An 18954-nucleotide genomic window follows, 5' to 3' on the forward strand; every position below is an offset into this window, starting at 1 on the left:
GGGGCAGAATGAAAAACAAAAAATCATTTATTACGCGTCCCGGCACCATCGCCTTATTGATTGCGACGGCGCTGGTATTAGTTGTTACAGGCGCGATTTCGGTCGCAGTGGTCTTCCTGATCGTGTTTGGTATTCCGCTGTATTACATGGCCGAGATGCCAAGCTATACCACCACGGCAGAGAAAATCGGCAAGTACTTGTTTTTAACCTTGTGCTCGATGATTTTCATTTTCCTGATCACACCGATCCTGATTATCATCCCGCTGTCATTCAACGCTGAGCCTTACTTCACGTTTACCGAAGGCATGCTCTCGCTTGATCCTGACGCCTACTCGCTGCGCTGGTATGCCGACATTTTCCAATTCGGTATGTTGAATCCACAAGGCACTGAGAACTGGTGGTCGGAGATGTGGAATCAGGCGACATGGGTTCGCGCTGCGCGTAACTCCTTCTTTATTGCGTTGGTCTCAACCGTACTGGCAACCTTTTTTGGAACGCTGGCGGCATTGGGCTTATCACGTAAAGAAATGCCTTATCGTGCGGCGATTACCAGCTTGCTGATCTCACCCATGATCGTGCCACTGGTTATCACTGCAACGGGTATGTTCTTCTTCTACTCGCAAAAGGACTTGTTCCCGTTCTACCCGAATGGCTTAGCGAAGACGTATCTGGGTATTATTCTGGCGCATGCGACCTTGGGTATTCCCTTTGTCATCATTACCGTGACAGCGACTTTGTCAGGCTTTGATCAATCGCTGATTCGTGCCTCACAAGGCATGGGCGCCAGTGGCCCAACCACCTTCTTTAAGGTGATTATGCCATTGATACTACCGGGTATGATTTCAGGTGCCTTGTTCGCCTTTATCACCTCGCTGGATGAGGTGGTGGCGGTTATCTTCCTCGCGGATGTGGATCAACGAACCATTCCACGTCAGATGTTCTCGGGTATTCGTGAGCAGATCTCGCCGACGATTCTGGCCGTTGCAACCATACTGGTCGTATTGTCTATCGGATTGCTCAGCGCTCTGGAACTTCTGAGAAGACGATCAGAGCGCCTAAGAGGATTGGCTCCAGGTTAATTCTTCTGGGCCTCAATCAAGGCTAGTCGAATCGCCTCTTTCAATTTATCAGGCGTTCCGATATCGGTTAGCGGCTCTCCGTTCAAAAAGAACGAGGGAGTCGCAGCCACTCTGGCACTCTTCGCACTCTGCAAATCAGTCGCTACCTTTTCCTTCACCGCTGATGACACCACGTCTTTAGCAAATTGCTCTTTATCCAATCCCAGATTTGCTACAAAGCCATCAAACACTGGCGTCACATCTTTTAAGCGTGACCACTGCTGTTGCTGGGCAAACATCAAATCATGCATCTCCCAGAACTTACCCTGCAACGCCGCTGCTTCAGCATAATAGGACGCTTCCAGCGCGTGCGGGTGTGTTTGAGTGAGTGGGAAGTGACGGTACACAAAGCGCACACTGTTTTTGATGGGTGGCCATGCTTTGGCAATCACATCACTTTGAGCACGACACGCCGGGCACTGTAAGTCGGAGTATTCAATCAGAGTCACTAAAGCATCCGGATTACCCTTCACATGATCGCCGGCAACCACTTCAGAAACCGTCGGTGGCGAGATAGCCATCATACGAATTACTGCAAATGCGATGATCGCGATTAGGAGGACACTACCACCCAAAATCATCTTTTTCTGATTGGCGGCCTTCTTATCGGCCAGCGCCTGTTTTTGTTCCCGAACTTCACGTTGATGTTGCTTCTTATTCATTGTTTATCGCCTGACTGGTTAGCTGTTAAATAATGGGCAGAATGTATACTCTGCCCAGTGTGAGCACAAGAAAGCCCTATTTCAAACCGATTGCCTTTAAGCGCTCGTCCAGATAGCTGCCTGCGGTATAATCATCGGACAATTTCACTTCCGGACGCGGATGCAAAAATAGCGGAATCGACAAACGTGCTTTACGACGATCGCCGCCTTCCGGATTAATCACACGATGAGTTGTTGATGGGAAATGTCCACCGGAACACATCTGCAACATGTCACCGACATTCACGGCGATATTCCCAGGATCGCAATCCACATCATGCCAGTTACCTTGTAAATCTTTGACCTGTAAACCGGGCTCAGTGCTGGCTACCAAGCAAGTAATCAGGTTGATGTCTTCATGCGCCGCTGCACGAATGGCACTGGGCTCTTCATCACCTTGAAGTGCTGGATAGTTCAGAATGCGCATCAAAGTGCCCGGACTTTCGCGCACCATTTCACTCAAGCCCATGGAGTAGCCTTCGCGAACGTCTTGAGGGCTTTGCTGCTCAACCCAATCCAGTAACTCAGAGGCTAGCTCGCGTAGTTGTGAGTACAAACTGTCCGTATTTTTTTTCAGATAATCCGGGCATTGTCCCCACGGATAATAGTGATAGAATTCCTTGAGATCCTTTTGAGCAACCCCCTTGGCATTTTCACTTAAAAATGGGAAAAAGCCATCTTGCGACGCAGGATCAAACTTGAACGAGAGCTTGGTATCGCTGGCAAAAAAGCGCTCCCAATCTGAATACACCTGTCGTAACAACGCCGCATCAATCGGGTGATTTTGTAAGATGGCAAACCCGGTGCTCCGTAAGGATTCGGTGAAATCTTTAGCCGCAGCGTCAGCTTGATAATCAACTTTTAAAACCTGCATAATATTCTGTGCCTCCGTGGGCTTTTGGCTTAATCAGCCATGATAGAATATTTTCTTAATAAATGCGTCACTAGGAGGGAGGTCTCATGAAAGTCTTTAATTTTGGCTCAATCAATATCGACCACATTTACCGCGTTAATCATTTTGCGAAGCCCGGCGAAACACTCGCCAGCGACAATTATCAAATGATGTTGGGCGGCAAAGGCGCAAACCAATCCATTGCACTGGCACGGGCAAAAGTACTGGTACAACACATTGGACGAATCAGCTTTCACGACGAATGGATTTGTCGCAAGCTGCAAAAAGACGGCGTTGGGGTGTACTGCCTGCAACACGTTGACGAACCCACCGGCCATGCCATTATTCAAGTTAGCGATGAGGGTGAAAACTCTATTTTACTATTTGGCGGCGCTAACAAAGGCTTCACCGAGTCTAATCTGGCGGAGTACTTAAGTAACTCAAGGCCTGGCGATTGGCTGCTAATGCAAAATGAATGCACTCACACAGCAGATGCACTCAGGCTGGCCAAGCAACACAAGATGATCACTGCGCTAAACCCCGCGCCCATGACCGATGAGATCAAAGCCTTACCGCTGGACTTGGTGGACTATCTGATTGTGAATGAAATCGAAGCGGAGCAATTAGCCGATACCGAGGGTTTAACTCGCGATCAGCCGGAAGCCTTGCTGAAACACTTGCACCAACATTATCCCAAGATGAAACTGGTGCTGACCCTTGGCTCACGCGGCGTGATGTACAAAGACGCGACTCAGATGGTGTTTGTACCGGCGCAGAAAGTCGAAGTGGTGGACACCACGGCAGCGGGTGATACCTTCATTGGCTACTTTATCCAACAAATTATCACCGGACACGATGTAAAGACCGCGCTGGAAGTGGCGACTCAAGCCTCAGCAATTACTGTGCAGAGCCTCGGTGCCTCTGCTAGTATCCCAACCCTACAACAACTCATAGACTTAGGGGCGATTCATGCCTGATAAAATAATAATTGATACAGATCCCGGCGTTGATGACGCGATGGCGATCTTTTTTGCACTTAACTCTCCAGAATTGGACGTGCTCGGACTGACCACTACCTTCGGCAATGTGTCGGTGGATATGGCAACCGATAACGCACTGCGCCTGCTGGAAATGATTGGAAAAGATATTCCGGTTGCGCGTGGCGCATCCACCCCTTGGGCGCAAAACCTGCTGCCCTACCCTGACTTTGTCCACGGTGCCGATGGCTTTGGTAATGTGAACTTACCCGCGCCTAAAGGCAGCCCGATCGAGCTGACTGCGGCGGAATTTATCGTGCAGCAAGTACTGGCAAATCCCAATGAGGTGACGCTGGTTGCAGTTGGTCCTTTAGTGAATCTGGCGCTAGCGCTTAAGCTAGATCCATCGATCGCTAAGCTAGTGAAGAAAGTCGTGATTATGGGCGGCACCATCAATGAGCCCGGCAATGTGTCGCCAGTGGCTGAAGCCAATATTTTCTGCGACCCACATGCCGCTGATATCGTGTTTAAGGCTGACTGGCCTGTGCATATGATTGGCCTTGATGTGACGCACAAAGTGTTGATGATGGATGCGCTGCAAGAGCGTGTTCGCGATGCGAATCCTGCTTTTGGTGAGTTCTTATATAAAGCCGGTCGCTTCTACTCTGACTTTTATAAAGCCAACCGTGGCGCTGAAGGTTGCTATGTGCACGACTCCTCTGCTGTTGCTTATGCCATCAACCCAGATTTATTTGAGGTGGTTAAAGGCCCGGTGCGAGTCGCTACCGATGGCTTGGCAAAAGGCCAAACCATTCTCAAGCACACGGACTACACTTATCCTGAAGATCATTGGGATAATATCACCGACAGCTATGTGTGCATGGGCGTGAATGAGGCCGGTGTATTAGCGCTGTACGAAAACGCAATGACCCGCGGCTGAGCCCTTATGCCTTTTGACTATATTATTTCCCCGCAAGCCATTGAGCAGGAAAGCTTTCGGCAGATCCGCGAGCTAACCGCGCTGGACGGATTGAGTTTGGAACAGCAGCAAGTGGTGATGCGCATTGTGCATAGCGTTGGCATTCCTGAAGTGGCTGAGCTGGTGCGCTTTAGCCCAAAAGCCTGCGAAAGTGGCTTGGCGGCGCTCTCTGCGAGTGCTGCCATTTTGTGCGATGTGGAAATGGTAAAACAAGGCGTGACTAAGCGGATGATTCAACAGGCACCCTTGTGCTTTTTGAATGATCCGCGCACGGCTGATCTGGCCAAAGCGACTGGCGAAACGCGCTCGATGGCGGCGCTCCAACTCTGGCAGGAAGACTTGGAAGGCAGCGTTGTGATTATTGGCAATGCGCCGACCGCCTTGTTTCGCTTGTTAGAAATGATTGAGCAAGGTGCGCCAAAGCCTGCTTTGATTATTGGAATGCCGGTGGGCTTTGTCGGCGCGGCGGAGTCTAAGCAAGCGCTGTGGGATGTGCATGAAAAGCTGGGCATTGAGTGCATTACGCTACTTGGTCGCCAAGGTGGCAGTGCTGTTTCGGCAGCGACTTGCAATGCCCTACTGCGCTGCTTGAATGGCGAAATCTATTAATGCCAACGGTAGGGAAGTCAGCTCCGATGATTCATATCATCGGCTTGGGTGTTACTGATTATGCAGCGCTTAGTGATGAAGCGGCAGCGGCTTTAGTTAGCTCTCAGTTAGTGATTGGCTCTGCGCGGCAATTGGCGGTTGTTGAGCATTATTTAAATGATGTAGATAATGGCTATTTCTCTAGCCATGGAAACACTAATCATAAGGAACACGCTGGTCCTCGCACTGGTGATAACGAAAACACCAAGCGGCAGATTCAGGAACTCCCACCATTGCGACAGCTAAGTGAGCTGCTAGAAAACTCCACTGCCAACAATATCACTCTGCTGGCTTCTGGCGATCCGCTTTATTATGGGATTGGGCGTTGGTTCTCTAAGCGTTACTCGGCGGAGCAACTTCGATTTTATCCGGGAATTTCCAGTATTCAAGCGGCTTGTCATGCGATTGGTTTATCGCTGCAAGATGCGCAAGTGATTAGCTTGCATGGGCGACCGTTGCAGACGCTTCGACGCTATTTGGCAAAGCATCGTTATTTAGTGATTTTGACGGATCAGTATAGTCATCCGGTAGCTTTGGCTGAGGAATGTGTGGCTGCAGGATTGAGCCAGTCGAAGCTTTGGGTGTGTGAGCAATTGGGTTATCCGGAGCAGCAGGTTCGGGAGTTTACGGCGCAGGCTTTAGTAGAGCAATTTGTTGAACAGAATGCAGCAGAGAGATTAGAGTTGGTTGATCAGCACGGCACTAGTTCCAGTTCCAGTTCCAGTTCCAGTTCCAGTTCCAGTTCCAGTTCCAGTTCCAGTTCCAGTTCCAGTTCCAGTTCCAGTTCCAGTCTCGTGTTTGACACGCTACATGTCACTATTATAGAGATTAATCGTGATTCTGTTTCTGTAACGGACTCCAGTGCAAAGCCCAATAAACACTACTTACCCAGCTTCCCCGGCATTCCCGATGAACACTTCATTACGGATAATGAAGCTGGCAAAGGCCTGATCACCAAGCGCGAAGTTCGACTAGCTATTTTATCTCTATTGCAACCTGCGCCAGATGATATCGGCTGGGACATTGGCGCGGGCTGCGGTGGCGTTACCGTAGAATGGGCATTATGGAATCCGCTCGGCAGCGTGCATGCTATCGAACACCATCCTAAACGCCTTGATTGCCTGCAACAAAATCGCGATCGCTTCGGTGTCGTCGACAACTTACACATCGTTGCCGGACGTGCACCACAAGCTTTAAGCGAACTCCCCGCTGCCAATAAAATCTTTATCGGCGGCAGCGATGGCGAGCTACCCAATATGCTGCAAACACTCTGGCAATCACTGCCGCTTAATGGCTTCATTGTCGCCAGCGCAGTGATGGAAACCAGCCGCATGCAATTGCTACAGTTCTCGCAATCCCCCGAATTTAGCGAATCAGGCCGTTTAGAAACCCTGCAAATTGCAGTGAGTAGAGGCGGTGAGCTTGCCGGTCAATTACTCTATCGCCCTAACTTACCGGTGACGCTGTTTAAATTCACCAAAACCGCAGGCGCTGCAAGCCGCCACTCAGATTAAGGAATGACTATGACTCAAGTTGCGCGTGGCACTTTTTACGGTGTCGGTGTTGGACCCGGAGACCCGGAATTACTCACACTAAAAGCCCATCGTTTAATTCAATCGGCGGATGTCATTAGTTATATCGGCGTGGCCGGTGGCCGCTCTCAGGCGCGTGATATTGCGGCGGACAGTATTGAAACTGCCAGCAAGCCACCTCGTGAAATTGCAGTGCCAATGCCCATGTCGAAAGATCGTAGCTTAGCGAATGCGGCTTATGACACCGCTGCGGTTGAGATTCGTGAAGCGCTAGAGCAAGGGCTGAATGTGGCATTTCTTTGCGAAGGTGATCCGCTTTTTTTCGGCTCGTTTGCCTATCTGCTGGATCGCTTACAGGATGATTATACCTGCGAAGTAGTACCCGGAATTTCCTCGGTCAATGCAGCAGCAGCGCGTTTACTAAGACCACTCACACTACTTAAAGAATCATTCGCCGTCATCAGTGGCCGTCATAGCGATGCGCATATTCGTGACACGCTGGAAACTCACGATACGGTAGTGATTATGAAAGCGGGCAACTCACGCCCACGCATTCTGGAATTACTGGAAGCAACAGGACGTAGCAAAGATGCCAGTTACCTTGAATACATCAGCCGCGAACAGGAACAAGTCGTGCGCGATGTAAGCCAACTTGAAGCAACGGCTGGCCCCTATTTTTCGGTGTTTGTAGTAATTCGTCAGGAGCGTGACCGTACGTGATTCGCATTGTTGCACTCACTGAGGCGGGTCAACGGCTGGGGCAAAGGCTTGTCGAGCTGATTGTTGAAACAAGCTCTGGCCCAGCTGAGCTCTGGTACAAACCAAAACCATTTCAAGCTTGCGTGCAAGCAGCTTTCAGCAATGGCGATCCACTGATTCTAATTTGCGCTACCGGCATTGCCATGCGCACCTTAGCGCCCGTGTTGCAAGACAAACACCGCGACCCGCCGGTATTGGTCTTAGATGAGTTAGGCCAATTTGTAATCCCCCTACTCTCCGGTCACGAAGGTGGCGCGAATGACTGGGGTGCAAGCATTGCCAAGCTTCTCAATGCGCAATTAGTGATGACCACAGCCAAGCCATACTTACGCCCTATCTATGTCGTTGGCATGGGCTGCGAACGCGGTTGCCCTGCGGATCATTTACAAGAATTACTAGAGCACTGCCTGCAACAAGCCGGTATTGAACTATCACAAGTCGCCGCCATCACCAGTATCGATGTAAAAGCCGATGAAGTCGGCCTTATCGAACTCGCCGCTAATTTGCACAAACCCTACCGCACGTTTAGCGCCGCACAATTAAACACAGTCGAGTCACAACTCAGCACCCGCTCCGATTATATCTTCAGCGTGGTCGGCGTGTATGGCGTGGCAGAGTCAGCAGCGTTGTATGATGCCGGCCAACTTACCGGCAATAGTGCCGAGCTTGTTCTGAACAAACAAAAGACCCCGCGCGCCACCTGTTCTATCGCGCGCAGTTACCCAAAGGCACCGGTTAAATAACTCGACAAGCCTGTTTTAACATGGGATAAACCCTTCACTCAAAAAGCCAGAAAGACATACGAACTATGAGCAAATTATTTGTAGTGGGCACCGGCCCCGGCGACCTTCAACTACTGGCCCCAAAAGCGGCCCAAGCGATTCAGGCCAGCAGCGATCTCGTTGCATACGGGCTGTATCTGGACTTACTGGGGCAAATTTGCGATGGCAAAACCCACCACGACTTACCTTTGGGCGAAGAAATTGGACGTGCGCGCTTAGCCTTAGATTTAGCCGCCAGCGGTAAAACCACCGCACTGATCTCCAGCGGCGATATCGGCATTTACGCCATGGCGACCTTGGTATTTGAATTGCTTGATTTGCAGCTAGCCGGTAAAGAGAGTCATCCGGAATGGTTGGATGTCGAGATTGAAGTCATCCCCGGCATTAGCGCTATGCAAGCCGGTGCGGCCGCGGTTGGCGCTATGCTTGGTCATGATTTTTGCACCGTGTCACTCTCCAACTTGCTCACGCCATGGGAAACCATCGAAAAGCGTATTCATAGCGCAGGCCAAGGTGATTTTGTGGTGTCATTCTACAATCCGGTCTCCAAAAAACGTGATTGGCAGCTCAACACCGCCCGCGATATTTTGCTGACTTACCGCCCTGCCAGTACCCCCGTTTTAATTGGTCGTCAATTGACTCGCGAAGATCAGGAAATTACGATCATCACGCTGGATCAGTTGGATGCCAAAGATGTGGATATGTTTACCCTGGTTTCGGTCGGCAATAGCGAATCGCGCCACATTGTGAACGGTTCCAAAGAATGGGTTTACACCCCGCGCGGCTACAGTAAGAAGTTATAAGTTAGCTTTATTTAGACGGCAGCAAGTGGTTGATGCTCATTGAGTCCCGCACTGTCGTTCAAAGTACAATCAAAGGAAACACCATGAAAGTTTATTTTATTGGCGCAGGCCCCGGAGACCCGGAGCTAATCACCGTAAAAGCGCAACGTATTTTAAAGCAGTGCCCGATTGTGCTGTATGCAGGCTCGTTAGTACCTCGCGAAACCTTGGCTGATGTCGAAGAGACCGCGGTTAAAATTGCCGATACCGCCCACATGGATCTGGATGAGATCATGGTCGATATCGAAGCGGCTCATGCGGCTGATCAGGATGTGGCACGCGTGCACTCCGGCGACCCAATGCTGTATGGCGCAATTGGCGAGCAGATTCGTCGCTTAGAGCAAAAAGGCATTGAATACGAGATTATTCCAGGCGTAACCGCAGTCTCTGCCTCGGCGGCTTGGCTGGGTAAAGAACTGACCTTATCCGGCGTTTCTCAGACAATTATTCTGACTCGCTACAGCATTAAAACGCCCTTTCCAGAGCGTGAGCAATTACCTGCACTGGCCAAAAGCCGTGCGACGTTAGCGATTCACTTGGGCGTGACCCATATCCATAAAATCGTGGAAGAACTGATTCCGCATTATGGCGAAGATTGCCCCGTAGCCGTGTGTTACCGCACCTCTTGGCCGGAGCAGGATAAAGTCACCGGCACGCTCAGCGACATTACCGCCAAAGTACGCGCTAAGAAATTCACCCGTACTTGCTTAATTCTGGTTGGCCATGTGCTGGCGACTGAAGAGTTTAATGATTCCTATCTTTACGATACCGATCAGGCACATGTCTATCGCCCGAAAAACAAAGATAAACAACCAAAAGCCATCGTTCGCGGCGTGATCGACACACTGCCCCGCGCGGATGACTTTAATACCTGAACACAAGGATAAACCATGCAACTAAATAAAATCCCAGCCACGATTGTGACCGGCTTTTTGGGCAGTGGTAAAACCACCCTATTATCCAATGTACTAAAACAAGCGGCGGGCAAGCGCATTGCCGTGATTGTGAATGAATTTGGCGAGTTGGATATTGATGCGGACTTGCTGCGCAGCTGCCCGCTGGATTGCGATGATGATGCCGCCGCGCCGGTGCAAAGCAATAATGGTATTTACGAGCTCGCCAATGGCTGCATTTGCTGCACCGTGGAAGAAGAGTTCTTGCCGGTCATGCAGCAGCTAGTTGAGCGCCGCCATGAAATCGATCATATCCTGATTGAGACCAGCGGATTGGCACTGCCTAAGCCCTTGGTACAAGCCTTTAACTGGCCTGAGATCAAACAACACTGTACCGTTGATGCAGTAATTACTGTGATTGATGGCCCTGCGGTGGCTGCTGGCCGCTTTGCAAACGATGAAGATTTGGTGCAAGCGCAGCGCTTAGCGGACGAAGGTTTAAATCACGACCCTAGTTTGCGCGAGTTGCTAGATGATCAGCTAAGCGCCGCTGACTTGGTAATCGTCAGTAAAAATGATCTGCTAAGCGATGCTGAGCGTGAGCGCGTGAAGCAAGTAGTGAGCGCTGCCGTTCCTGACTCCGTGAAAGTCATTTATGTGAATGATGGCGAAATTGCCAGCGACATGTTGATGGGAATTGATGCGGCCGCTGAGTCACATATCGATCACGTGCATAACCACCACGACCATCACCATGAGCATGGCGCACATCACGAACATGCTCACGATCATTTTGATTCGTTTGTGATTAAGCTGGGTGAAGTGGATAGCGACAAGCTGCAAACCATTCTGAAGCAACTATTGGCCGATAATAATATCTACCGCGCTAAAGGCTTTGCGGCCTTGCCGGGCAAGCCAATGCGTCAGGTATTACAAGCAGTGGGTGAGCGTTTGGATGTGCACTTTGATCGCTTGTGGACAGCTGATGAAGCGCGTGGCACTAACTTAGTGTTTATCGGTAAAGGCATTGAAAAAGCGGATATTGAAGCTGCGTTGAAACAAGCCGAAGCTTAATAACCAAGGCTTAAGTCGTAAAGGCTTACACCACGGTACCAGGCAAGCGCAGCGCAGGCACTTCGGAGTCAGGTTGGTATAAACACACCTGATTTCGCCCGCTGTGCTTTGCCTTATATAAAGCAGTATCGGCACGAATTAATACCTCAGATGACTCTTTATCATTCGGGTCGACCTGCGATACTCCCAAGCTCATTGTCACCTTGATACTACCTTTGTCGGTGGCGATGACCGATCTCTCGATCATCATCCGCAAATATTCTGCCATCGGCTTGGCTTCTTCTTGCGTTTTGCCCCCTAAGATAATCGTAAACTCCTCACCACCTGTGCGCCCAACGCAACCAGATGAATGAAAGGCTTTTTTGCTTAACTCAGCCACTCGCTGAATCACCGCATCGCCACTGTGATGCCCATGCTGATCATTCACCGCTTTAAAGTGATCGATGTCCATTGCCAGTACAGAGAATGTTTCACCGGTTTCATAAAAGTGCGACAGTGCCATTTCCATCTTTTGATCAAAACCACGACGGTTTAGCAAACCACTTAATGGGTCGCGCAGGCTCATTTCACTCAGTTCAATTTCACGCTCTTTGCTTTCGGTGACATCACGCTCAATCGCCGCAAAGTGAGTCACCTCACCATTATCATCGCGCAGTGGCAAAATGCTCATTTCAATCCAGTAGCCAATCCCAAGCTTATTGTAATTACGAATGGTTACTCGCACTGGCTCTTGTTTGATTAGTGCTTCGCGGATGACTTGTCTGGTTTCAGGATCGGTATCGCGCATTTGCAGCATACGAGGATTACTGCCGACCGCCTCATCGAAACTATAACCCGTGAGGTCGGTGAAGGCTTGGTTTACATAAACAATTTCAGGACCTGGCGCGGAAAACGGGAACGCCTTGGTGATGACCACAACATCGTTGGCCTCCTCAATCACATCCTGAAATTTAAAGTCGAAATTTGGCATGGAGTATTTGTCGTATTAAATAATTCTGACTGCACTGACGTGGCTTATGCAGATTGCTTTTAGACAAAGCTAGCACGAAGGCAATTAATGAATTATTAATATTACACAAATACTTACTTAAAATCGGCCTCAGCTAAGTGTTAAAGGCAAAAAATATTATTTATCAGCCAGAATAGCTGCGGCGATTTGATCAAAGCCCTGCCCGTGAGAACCCGTTGTCAGATAAGTCGGCAGCGTTTTGAGCTGATCTTTTACTGCCAGAATATTCGCAACTCCAACCGATAGCTTGACCGTTGAGAACATCTCCTGATCATTGGGCGAGTCTCCCGAGTAAATGAGCTGATCCGGCAATTCAGCAATGGGCTGCTTAAAGTACTGCTGTACCACCCGCTCACACATGGCGCGCTTAGAGTTTTGTGCAACCCAGGTATTAATATGAATCGACGATACACTATGCGAAATCCCTTCCTGCTGGCAAAACGCTAACACAGCATCGCGTCGCTCAAGCGCTGGCATGGCCAGATCCTGATTCACATTAATCGCCACTTCAGCCAACCGGTAATGCTGATCGTGGGTTAGGTATTGATCGAAGTCTTTAAAGGTCGCTGAGAACTTTGCCATTAATTGGCGTTGATCCTGTTGGAGCTGCTCCAATGTCGACCAGTATTGACGTTGTAATTTGCCATGATCGCTCACACTGCCTTCTCGCGAGAAAAAGAAGGCACCATTCTCTCCAATCACACCAGCAATCGGCCATGAACGTGCCAGATGATCGCACCAGCCAGCGCAAGCACCGGTCACCACAATCACCTGCACACCGGCTTCATTCAGCGCCCACAGCGACTGATAGACCTCACCCGTGAGCAAACCATGCGTAGTCACCGTATCATCCAAATCCGTCAGCAATAGCTCTACTTTGGAAAAGGCACCACCTCGCTGTGACAAAGGAATTAAGCTCATGATGCAATCACCAGTTTAAGTTGCTCTTGCACGTCGCTATTTAGCACGCCAGAGGCAGGTGCCTCGTCACAAAATACCGCCGTCATTTGGTCTAAATCGGTTACTTTTCTCAAGGCATCCTTACCCCATTTGCTGGAATCTACCGCGAGAAATTTGACCCGCGCATTGGCCAGCATGGCGCGGCTGACATTGGCTTCTTCAATATAAAAATCCACAACCTCACCCTCGCGAGTTATGCCGCCGGCACTAACGACCGCATAATCAACCTTGAAACTATTAATGTATTCCACCGTATCGGAGCCACACACATCCCCATCAAACGGTCGCATTTTGCCCGGCGTCATCCACACTTCGACCGTTTCACAGCCAAACAAAGCCGAGGCAACCACCAAATTATTGGTAATCACCGTGATTGTTTTGTCTTGTAAAAATGCCGCGACCTCGGAGACTGTCGTGCCCAAGCCGATAAACACCGACGAGCCTTCCGGAATACGCTCCGCAATCGCTCGCCCGATGCACATTTTCTGCGGCAGGTTTTTCTCCGAACGCGTACTGAAAGCCTGATTGCTGGTGCCTACCGGTCGGTCCACCCCACCATGTACGCGCCGTAAAATACCGGCTTCACACATGGGATTAATCACGCGGCGAATCGACTGTTCAGTAATATGAAACTCGGTAGCCAAATCCGCAATCCGGGTAAATCCCTGACGTACCACCAGATTCAGAATTTCAGTTTCGCGCTGGGAACTTCCAGACATATCAGATCTCGATGCGAGCCTCTGTTTTGGAGTCAAACAAATGCAGCGATTCCGCGCTGGCCGCTACGCTAATGGATGAGCCAAGCTCAATTTCATAACCGGCCGGAGCACGCCAGATCAATGGTGACGCGAGACCTTCCACTTGAATGTAAACCAAGCAATCCGCACCCAAATCTTCAACCGCCAACACTTTCACATCCAGCTCAATATCACCCTCGCCTTCACTGCTTAGGAATAGCTGCTCAGGGCGCACACCAACTTGAATGGCATTGCCTGCTTGCGCTTGTGAATAAGCATCGACACGCTGCTTGAATGCATCAGAGAAGCGGCTAACATTGCTGGCTTCCAGGAAATTCATACTGGGTGAACCTAAGAAACCTGCCACAAACATGGTCTGTGGATTGGCGTATAACTCTTTAGGCGAACCAATCTGATCCACATTTCCTTTGTTCAGTACGATTAAGCGATCGGCCAAAGTCATGGCTTCTACCTGATCATGCGTCACATAGATTGAAGTCGTACCTAACTCGCGTTGCAGGCGCTTGATTTCCACCCGCATTTGGGTCCGCAACTTGGCATCCAGATTGGATAATGGCTCATCAAATAAGAACACTTTAGGGCTACGCACAATAGCACGCCCCATCGCCACCCGTTGGCGCTGACCACCGGATAACTGACTCGGTCTGCGCGGTAAAAACTCGCTCAGCTGCAAAGCTTTGGAAGCATCTTCAACCCGCTGCTTAATCTCATCTTCCGGCACTTTACGGTTACGCAGGCCATAGGCCATATTGTCGTAAACCGTCATGTGTGGATACAGCGCATAGTTCTGAAACACCATGGCAATATCACGTTCGCCAGGCTCTTCTTTGGTCACATCGCGGCCATCAATAAAGATCTGGCCACCGGTAGTTTTCTCCAAACCCGCCACCATGCGTAGTAGTGTTGATTTACCACAACCAGATGGCCCGACAATCACCAGAAACTCTCCGGCTCCGATTTCCAGCGAGACATCTTTAATGACATCAACGCCTTTCTTGTACTGCTTGTTTATATTCTTTAGCGTCACAAAGCTCATGAAAAAATCCTATTTCTCGCTATCAACCAGTCCCTTAATAAAGAGACGCTGCATAAAAATGATCACCAGAATCGGTGGCAACATGGCTAAAATCGCCGTCGCCATAATCACCGGCCAGTTTGTTATATCGTCCCCGGATGGGAACATTTGTTTGATACCCATGACGATGGTATTCATCTCAGGCTCGGTCGTAATCAACAACGGCCACAAGTACTGATTCCAGCCGTAAATAAACAGAATCACAAACAGTGCAGCGACATTGGTTTTAGATACCGGAACTAGAATATCCCAGAAGAATTTCATCGGGCCTGCACCATCGACTTTGGCCGCCTCCACCAACTCGCTTGGCATACTCATAAACACCTGCCGAAACAGGAAGGTCGCCGTGGCTGAAGCAATCAACGGAAAGATCAAACCGGAATAGGAGTTCAACATGCCAAAGTCAGCGATGACCTGATAGGTCGGCACAATCCGCACTTCTACCGGCAACATCAAGGTCAGGAAGATCATCCAGAAGAAGAACATTTTGAAACGGAAGTTAAAGTACACAATCGCAAACGCCGACAGTAGCGAGATTATGATTTTGCCAATCGTAATCCCCAACGCCATCACCATCGAGTTAAGCAGCATTTTCCAGACCGGCACATTCACACCGCTACCCAGCGCTTCGCTGTAGTTTGTCCAGAAATGCCCGCCGGGTAATAGCGGCATGGGCGGGCTTACCAGAGCCGCCTGATCATGAGTTGAGGCGATAAATGCCAGATAAATCGGGAAGATAATAATCGCGATACCAAACAGTATCAGCACATGGGAGAACGCAATGCCGGCCCCTTGTTTTTGAACCATATTACTCATTAGTAGTGCACCTTGCGCTCAATGTATTTGAACTGGACGATGGTTAGCAGACCAACCAACACCAACAGAACCACCGACTGCGCTGCAGATGAGCCCAGATCCTGCCCGACAAAGCCATCAGAAAACACTTTGTAAACTAAGATAGTGGTCGACTGCTGTGGCCCACCGCCGGTAATCGTATGAATGACCGCAAAGGTTTCAAAGAAGGCATAGATGATATTCACCACCACCAAGAAGAAGGTCGTGGGTGATAGTAGTGGGAATACGATTGTTCTGAATCGCTTCCAGAAACCCGCGCCATCAATCGCCGCCGCTTCAATCACCGAACCCGGAATTGACTGCAAGCCTGCAAGGAAAAACAGGAAGTTGTAGCTCACTTGTTTCCAAGCAGAGGCCACAACAACAAGCCCCATCGCTTCGCCACCGTTGAGCACATGGTTCCAGTCGTAACCCAATATCTTGAGATAATAGGAGGCTAAACCAATGGAGGGATTGAACATGAACAACCACAGCACGCCAGCAATCGCAGGAGCGATGGCGTAGGGCCAAATGATAATACTGCGGTAAGCACTGCTGCCTTTTATTACCCGGTCAACCAACACCGCCAATAATAAGGCCACGCTGAGCGAGCCACAGGTGACTAAAATACTAAACACCGCCGTGGTTAAAAACGAGGCGCGGTAGTAGCTGTCTTTAAACAGATACTCAAAATTTTCCAGACCAACATATTGCATGGACAAGCCAAATGGGTCGGACATATAAACAGATTGTTTAACCGCTTCGAAGGCTGGCCAAAAAAAGAAAACAACGGTTATAAACAGTTGTGGTGCAAGCAGCACATACGGCAGCCAGCGATTGCTGAAAACAGCACCAGTTTGCATGGATGAAATCCCCTGAAGGTAAAACGCTGGGGCAACGTAACGTCACCCCAGCGCGGACTTTATAACGCGTTACTTAGCGGAACGCTCAAAACGACGTAGCAATTCATTACCACGCTTTACTGCACTATCTAAAGCAACCTGAGCCGTTTTATCGGCCGTCCAAACTGCTTCTAACTCTTCATCGATAATGCCTCGGATCTGATCAAACGAACCTAAACGCAAACCTTTAGAGTTTTGAGTCGGCTCTTTGTTAGTCATTTGCTTGATCGCGATATCAGTGCCAACTTCTTTCTCGTAGTAGCCAGAGGCTTTAGTCGCTTCATAAGCTGCCATCGTGATTGGCAGGTAGCCAGTATCCTGATGCCATTTCGCCTGAATATCAGAAGACGACAGGAAGGTCATGAACTTCGATACGCCTTTGTATTCTTCAGCCGTGTGACCTGACAATGCCCACAATGATGCACCACCGATAATGGTGTTTTGTGGTGCTTCAGTCTCTGCCCAGTAAGGCAATGGACGGATTGCAAAATCAAACTTTGCTTCTGCCTTTACGCCAGCGTAACCTGCTGAACTTTCAGTGAATAATGCACACTCACCAGAACGGAAACGAGCTCCACCTTCGTTACGACGACCCGCGTAGATGAACTTGCCATCTTTCGCCCAGTCACCCATCATTTGGATGTGCTTCACTTGTACTGGGCCATTGAATGTCAGCTCAGTATCGGTGCCTTCAAAGCCGTTAGACTTCGATGCAAATGGCACATTGTGATACGCCGATAGGTTTTCCAAATGCACCCAGCTCTGCCACGCAGTTGTCAAAGGACACTCAGAACCGTTTTCTTTCAATGCCGTCAGCGCATCGCCAACTTTATCCCACGTGCTCAGATCCATTTCAGGGTCTAGCTTGGCGGCTTTCAGTGCATCTTTGTTTACATATAAAACGGGAGTTGATGCGTTGTAAGGCAGAGATAGCATTTTACCGTCGGTGGTTGTGTAATAACCGGTAACTGCCTGCAAGTAATCTTTAGGATCTAACTTCTCGTTAGACGCCTCCATCATTTCATAAACAGGATTGATAGCGCCCTTTGCCGCCATCATGGACGCCGTTCCCACTTCAAATACCATCAGCATTTGAGGATGCTCGCCCGCACGGAATGCAGCGATACCTGCGTTTAATGTTTCGGAATAGTTACCCTTGTGCGTCGCAACTACTTTGTAGTCGGACTGACTTTTGTTGAATGTGTCTACCTGCTCGTTAAGCAAATCGCCCAAACGACCAGTAAATGCATGCCACCACTGAATTTCTGTTTCTGCGTATGCCATCGGTGTTGCGGTTACCAGCGCAGTCGCTAGCGCCAGCTTCTTAATAAACGGTCCCATTTGTTTCACTCCTCGAATGTTGAACATAAACGTTCAAATGAACATTAACAATAATGAAAAAAGTTTTCCAGCCAAATATCTCTGGTGTTTCCGGACTATATAAGCCGAATGTTACATTCATATGAAATTATCGAATGCTCATTTGAAAATCGACTGAAAAATCTCCCACATCCAAAACCAGACAAACACCGTATACTTAAGTACTCCCCCAATTCGAAGGATAAGAATATGAAGTACTTACTGGCTCTTTCATCATTGTTAGTGTTTTCAATGCCAGCATTCGCAGACTCTCATGCCGAGCCTAAATCTATGGAAGCTCCTAGTACGATTAGCACAAAGCTCAGCCCACATTCCGTGAACGACACCATGGATAAATTTGAGGCTATAGTAAAAAGTAAGGGCTTTGATGTATTTGTACGCATCGATCACCAGAAAAATGCTGAAGCAGCCGAGCTGACCATGGCCCCTGCGCAGGTGATTATTTTTGGTAATCCGAAAGGCGGCACCATGCTGATGAATGATGATATTCGTGTTGCGCTGGATTTACCGCTACGGGTTGTGGTGTATCAGGCTAAAGATGAGAAGGTATATATCGCTTATCACAAGCCGGTCGACATGGTTAAAGAATATGACCTGGAAGGCCACAAGGTGATTGGCGCGCTGACAGATGGATTGGATAAATTAACTTCGGCGGCGGTTGCTTCTGAGTAAAGCGTTAAGTTTTATTAGAAAATAGCTCAACAATCCGGAGTGGCAATTGTAAATGGTTGCTGCTCCGGGTTTCAAACTCCGCCAGATACTTCAGTTTTCTGCAAAAATCCCAATTTACTACAACTTCCCCACCAAGCAATTAAATTCAACCTCGCATCGCCCACCAC

Annotated in this window: 20 protein-coding genes; 11 read left to right on the forward strand and 9 right to left on the reverse strand. The window is 49.3% G+C overall.

What is annotated here, in order from left to right:
* Window positions 1–8: 8 nt before the first annotated feature.
* Entirely contained in the window at window positions 9–1079 is a 1071-nt protein-coding gene (locus LEUMU_RS0114710) for an ABC transporter permease (RefSeq protein ID WP_022953048.1), read from the forward strand.
* Here the strand turns inward: LEUMU_RS0114710 and LEUMU_RS26215 are convergent.
* On the reverse strand, window positions 1076–1780 hold the full coding sequence (locus LEUMU_RS26215) for a DsbA family protein (protein ID WP_022953049.1): 705 nt from the start codon (window positions 1778–1780) through the stop codon (window positions 1076–1078). The two genes, LEUMU_RS0114710 and LEUMU_RS26215, sit on opposite strands and share 4 nt — an antisense overlap.
* A gap of 76 nt (window positions 1781–1856) precedes the next feature.
* Entirely contained in the window at window positions 1857–2693 is an 837-nt protein-coding gene (locus tag LEUMU_RS0114720; RefSeq protein WP_022953050.1) for a 2OG-Fe(II) oxygenase family protein, read from the reverse strand.
* An 86-nt stretch (window positions 2694–2779) separates the two neighbouring features.
* Here LEUMU_RS0114720 and LEUMU_RS0114725 point away from each other — a divergent pair, with 86 nt between their 5' ends.
* The 9 genes from LEUMU_RS0114725 (at window position 2780) to cobW (ending at window position 11197) form a co-directional block, all read left to right on the forward strand.
* Window positions 2780–3688, forward strand: coding sequence for a ribokinase (locus LEUMU_RS0114725; RefSeq protein ID WP_022953051.1), 909 nt, complete (start codon window positions 2780–2782; stop codon window positions 3686–3688).
* On the forward strand, window positions 3681–4628 hold the full coding sequence (locus LEUMU_RS0114730) for a nucleoside hydrolase (RefSeq protein WP_022953052.1): 948 nt from the start codon (window positions 3681–3683) through the stop codon (window positions 4626–4628). The genes LEUMU_RS0114725 and LEUMU_RS0114730 overlap by 8 nt, the downstream gene beginning before the upstream one ends.
* Before the next feature lie 6 nt (window positions 4629–4634).
* Complete coding sequence (locus LEUMU_RS0114735; protein ID WP_022953053.1) at window positions 4635–5276, forward strand: precorrin-8X methylmutase; 642 nt, start codon at window positions 4635–4637, stop codon at window positions 5274–5276.
* 26 nt (window positions 5277–5302) lie between these two features.
* Window positions 5303–6829 (forward strand): precorrin-6y C5,15-methyltransferase (decarboxylating) subunit CbiE, encoded by a 1527-nt coding sequence (cbiE, locus tag LEUMU_RS29045; protein ID WP_211223032.1) that lies wholly within the window; start codon window positions 5303–5305, stop codon window positions 6827–6829.
* A 9-nt stretch (window positions 6830–6838) separates the two neighbouring features.
* The gene (cobI, locus tag LEUMU_RS0114745) at window positions 6839–7567 is read left to right on the forward strand and encodes a precorrin-2 C(20)-methyltransferase (RefSeq protein ID WP_022953055.1); all 729 of its coding nucleotides are present in this window, start codon (window positions 6839–6841) and stop codon (window positions 7565–7567) included.
* Entirely contained in the window at window positions 7564–8349 is a 786-nt protein-coding gene (locus LEUMU_RS0114750; RefSeq protein WP_022953056.1) for a cobalt-precorrin 5A hydrolase, read from the forward strand. The genes cobI and LEUMU_RS0114750 overlap by 4 nt, the downstream gene beginning before the upstream one ends.
* A gap of 65 nt (window positions 8350–8414) precedes the next feature.
* On the forward strand, window positions 8415–9191 hold the full coding sequence (gene cobJ, locus LEUMU_RS0114755; protein ID WP_022953057.1) for a precorrin-3B C(17)-methyltransferase: 777 nt from the start codon (window positions 8415–8417) through the stop codon (window positions 9189–9191).
* 83 nt (window positions 9192–9274) lie between these two features.
* Window positions 9275–10105 (forward strand): precorrin-4 C(11)-methyltransferase, encoded by an 831-nt coding sequence (gene cobM, locus LEUMU_RS26230; protein WP_022953058.1) that lies wholly within the window; start codon window positions 9275–9277, stop codon window positions 10103–10105.
* Between the two features lie 15 nt (window positions 10106–10120).
* On the forward strand, window positions 10121–11197 hold the full coding sequence (gene cobW / locus LEUMU_RS0114765; protein WP_022953059.1) for a cobalamin biosynthesis protein CobW: 1077 nt from the start codon (window positions 10121–10123) through the stop codon (window positions 11195–11197).
* 25 nt (window positions 11198–11222) lie between these two features.
* Here cobW and LEUMU_RS26235 read toward each other — a convergent pair whose 3' ends face one another.
* The 7 genes from LEUMU_RS26235 to ugpB all read right to left on the reverse strand — a co-directional run bounded on the left by LEUMU_RS26235 (window position 11223) and on the right by ugpB (window position 18076).
* Entirely contained in the window at window positions 11223–12167 is a 945-nt protein-coding gene (locus tag LEUMU_RS26235) for a GGDEF domain-containing protein (RefSeq protein WP_022953060.1), read from the reverse strand.
* A gap of 156 nt (window positions 12168–12323) precedes the next feature.
* Window positions 12324–13127, reverse strand: a complete 804-nt coding sequence (locus tag LEUMU_RS0114775; RefSeq protein WP_022953061.1) for an HAD-IIB family hydrolase — start codon at window positions 13125–13127, stop codon at window positions 12324–12326.
* The gene (locus tag LEUMU_RS26240; RefSeq protein ID WP_022953062.1) at window positions 13124–13885 is read right to left on the reverse strand and encodes a DeoR/GlpR family DNA-binding transcription regulator; all 762 of its coding nucleotides are present in this window, start codon (window positions 13883–13885) and stop codon (window positions 13124–13126) included. Before LEUMU_RS26240 ends, LEUMU_RS0114775 begins: the two co-directional genes overlap by 4 nt.
* A 1-nt stretch (window position 13886) precedes the next feature.
* Window positions 13887–14960, reverse strand: coding sequence for an ABC transporter ATP-binding protein (locus LEUMU_RS0114785; protein ID WP_022953063.1), 1074 nt, complete (start codon window positions 14958–14960; stop codon window positions 13887–13889).
* A gap of 9 nt (window positions 14961–14969) precedes the next feature.
* Window positions 14970–15815, reverse strand: coding sequence for a sn-glycerol-3-phosphate ABC transporter permease UgpE (ugpE, locus tag LEUMU_RS0114790; RefSeq protein ID WP_022953064.1), 846 nt, complete (start codon window positions 15813–15815; stop codon window positions 14970–14972).
* Window positions 15815–16696: a sn-glycerol-3-phosphate ABC transporter permease UgpA gene (gene ugpA, locus LEUMU_RS0114795; protein WP_022953065.1), complete on the reverse strand. Its 882-nt coding sequence runs from the start codon at window positions 16694–16696 to the stop codon at window positions 15815–15817. The genes ugpE and ugpA overlap by 1 nt, the downstream gene beginning before the upstream one ends.
* Before the next feature lie 69 nt (window positions 16697–16765).
* Entirely contained in the window at window positions 16766–18076 is a 1311-nt protein-coding gene (gene ugpB / locus LEUMU_RS0114800) for a sn-glycerol-3-phosphate ABC transporter substrate-binding protein UgpB (protein WP_022953066.1), read from the reverse strand.
* Between the two features lie 228 nt (window positions 18077–18304).
* Here ugpB and LEUMU_RS26245 point away from each other — a divergent pair, with 228 nt between their 5' ends.
* Window positions 18305–18787, forward strand: a complete 483-nt coding sequence (locus LEUMU_RS26245) for a DUF302 domain-containing protein (RefSeq protein WP_022953067.1) — start codon at window positions 18305–18307, stop codon at window positions 18785–18787.
* Window positions 18788–18954: the final 167 nt, after the last annotated feature.

It is taken from the genome of Leucothrix mucor DSM 2157, from assembly GCF_000419525.1.
In the GTDB taxonomy this organism is placed as follows: Bacteria; Pseudomonadota; Gammaproteobacteria; order Thiotrichales; family Thiotrichaceae; genus Leucothrix; species Leucothrix mucor.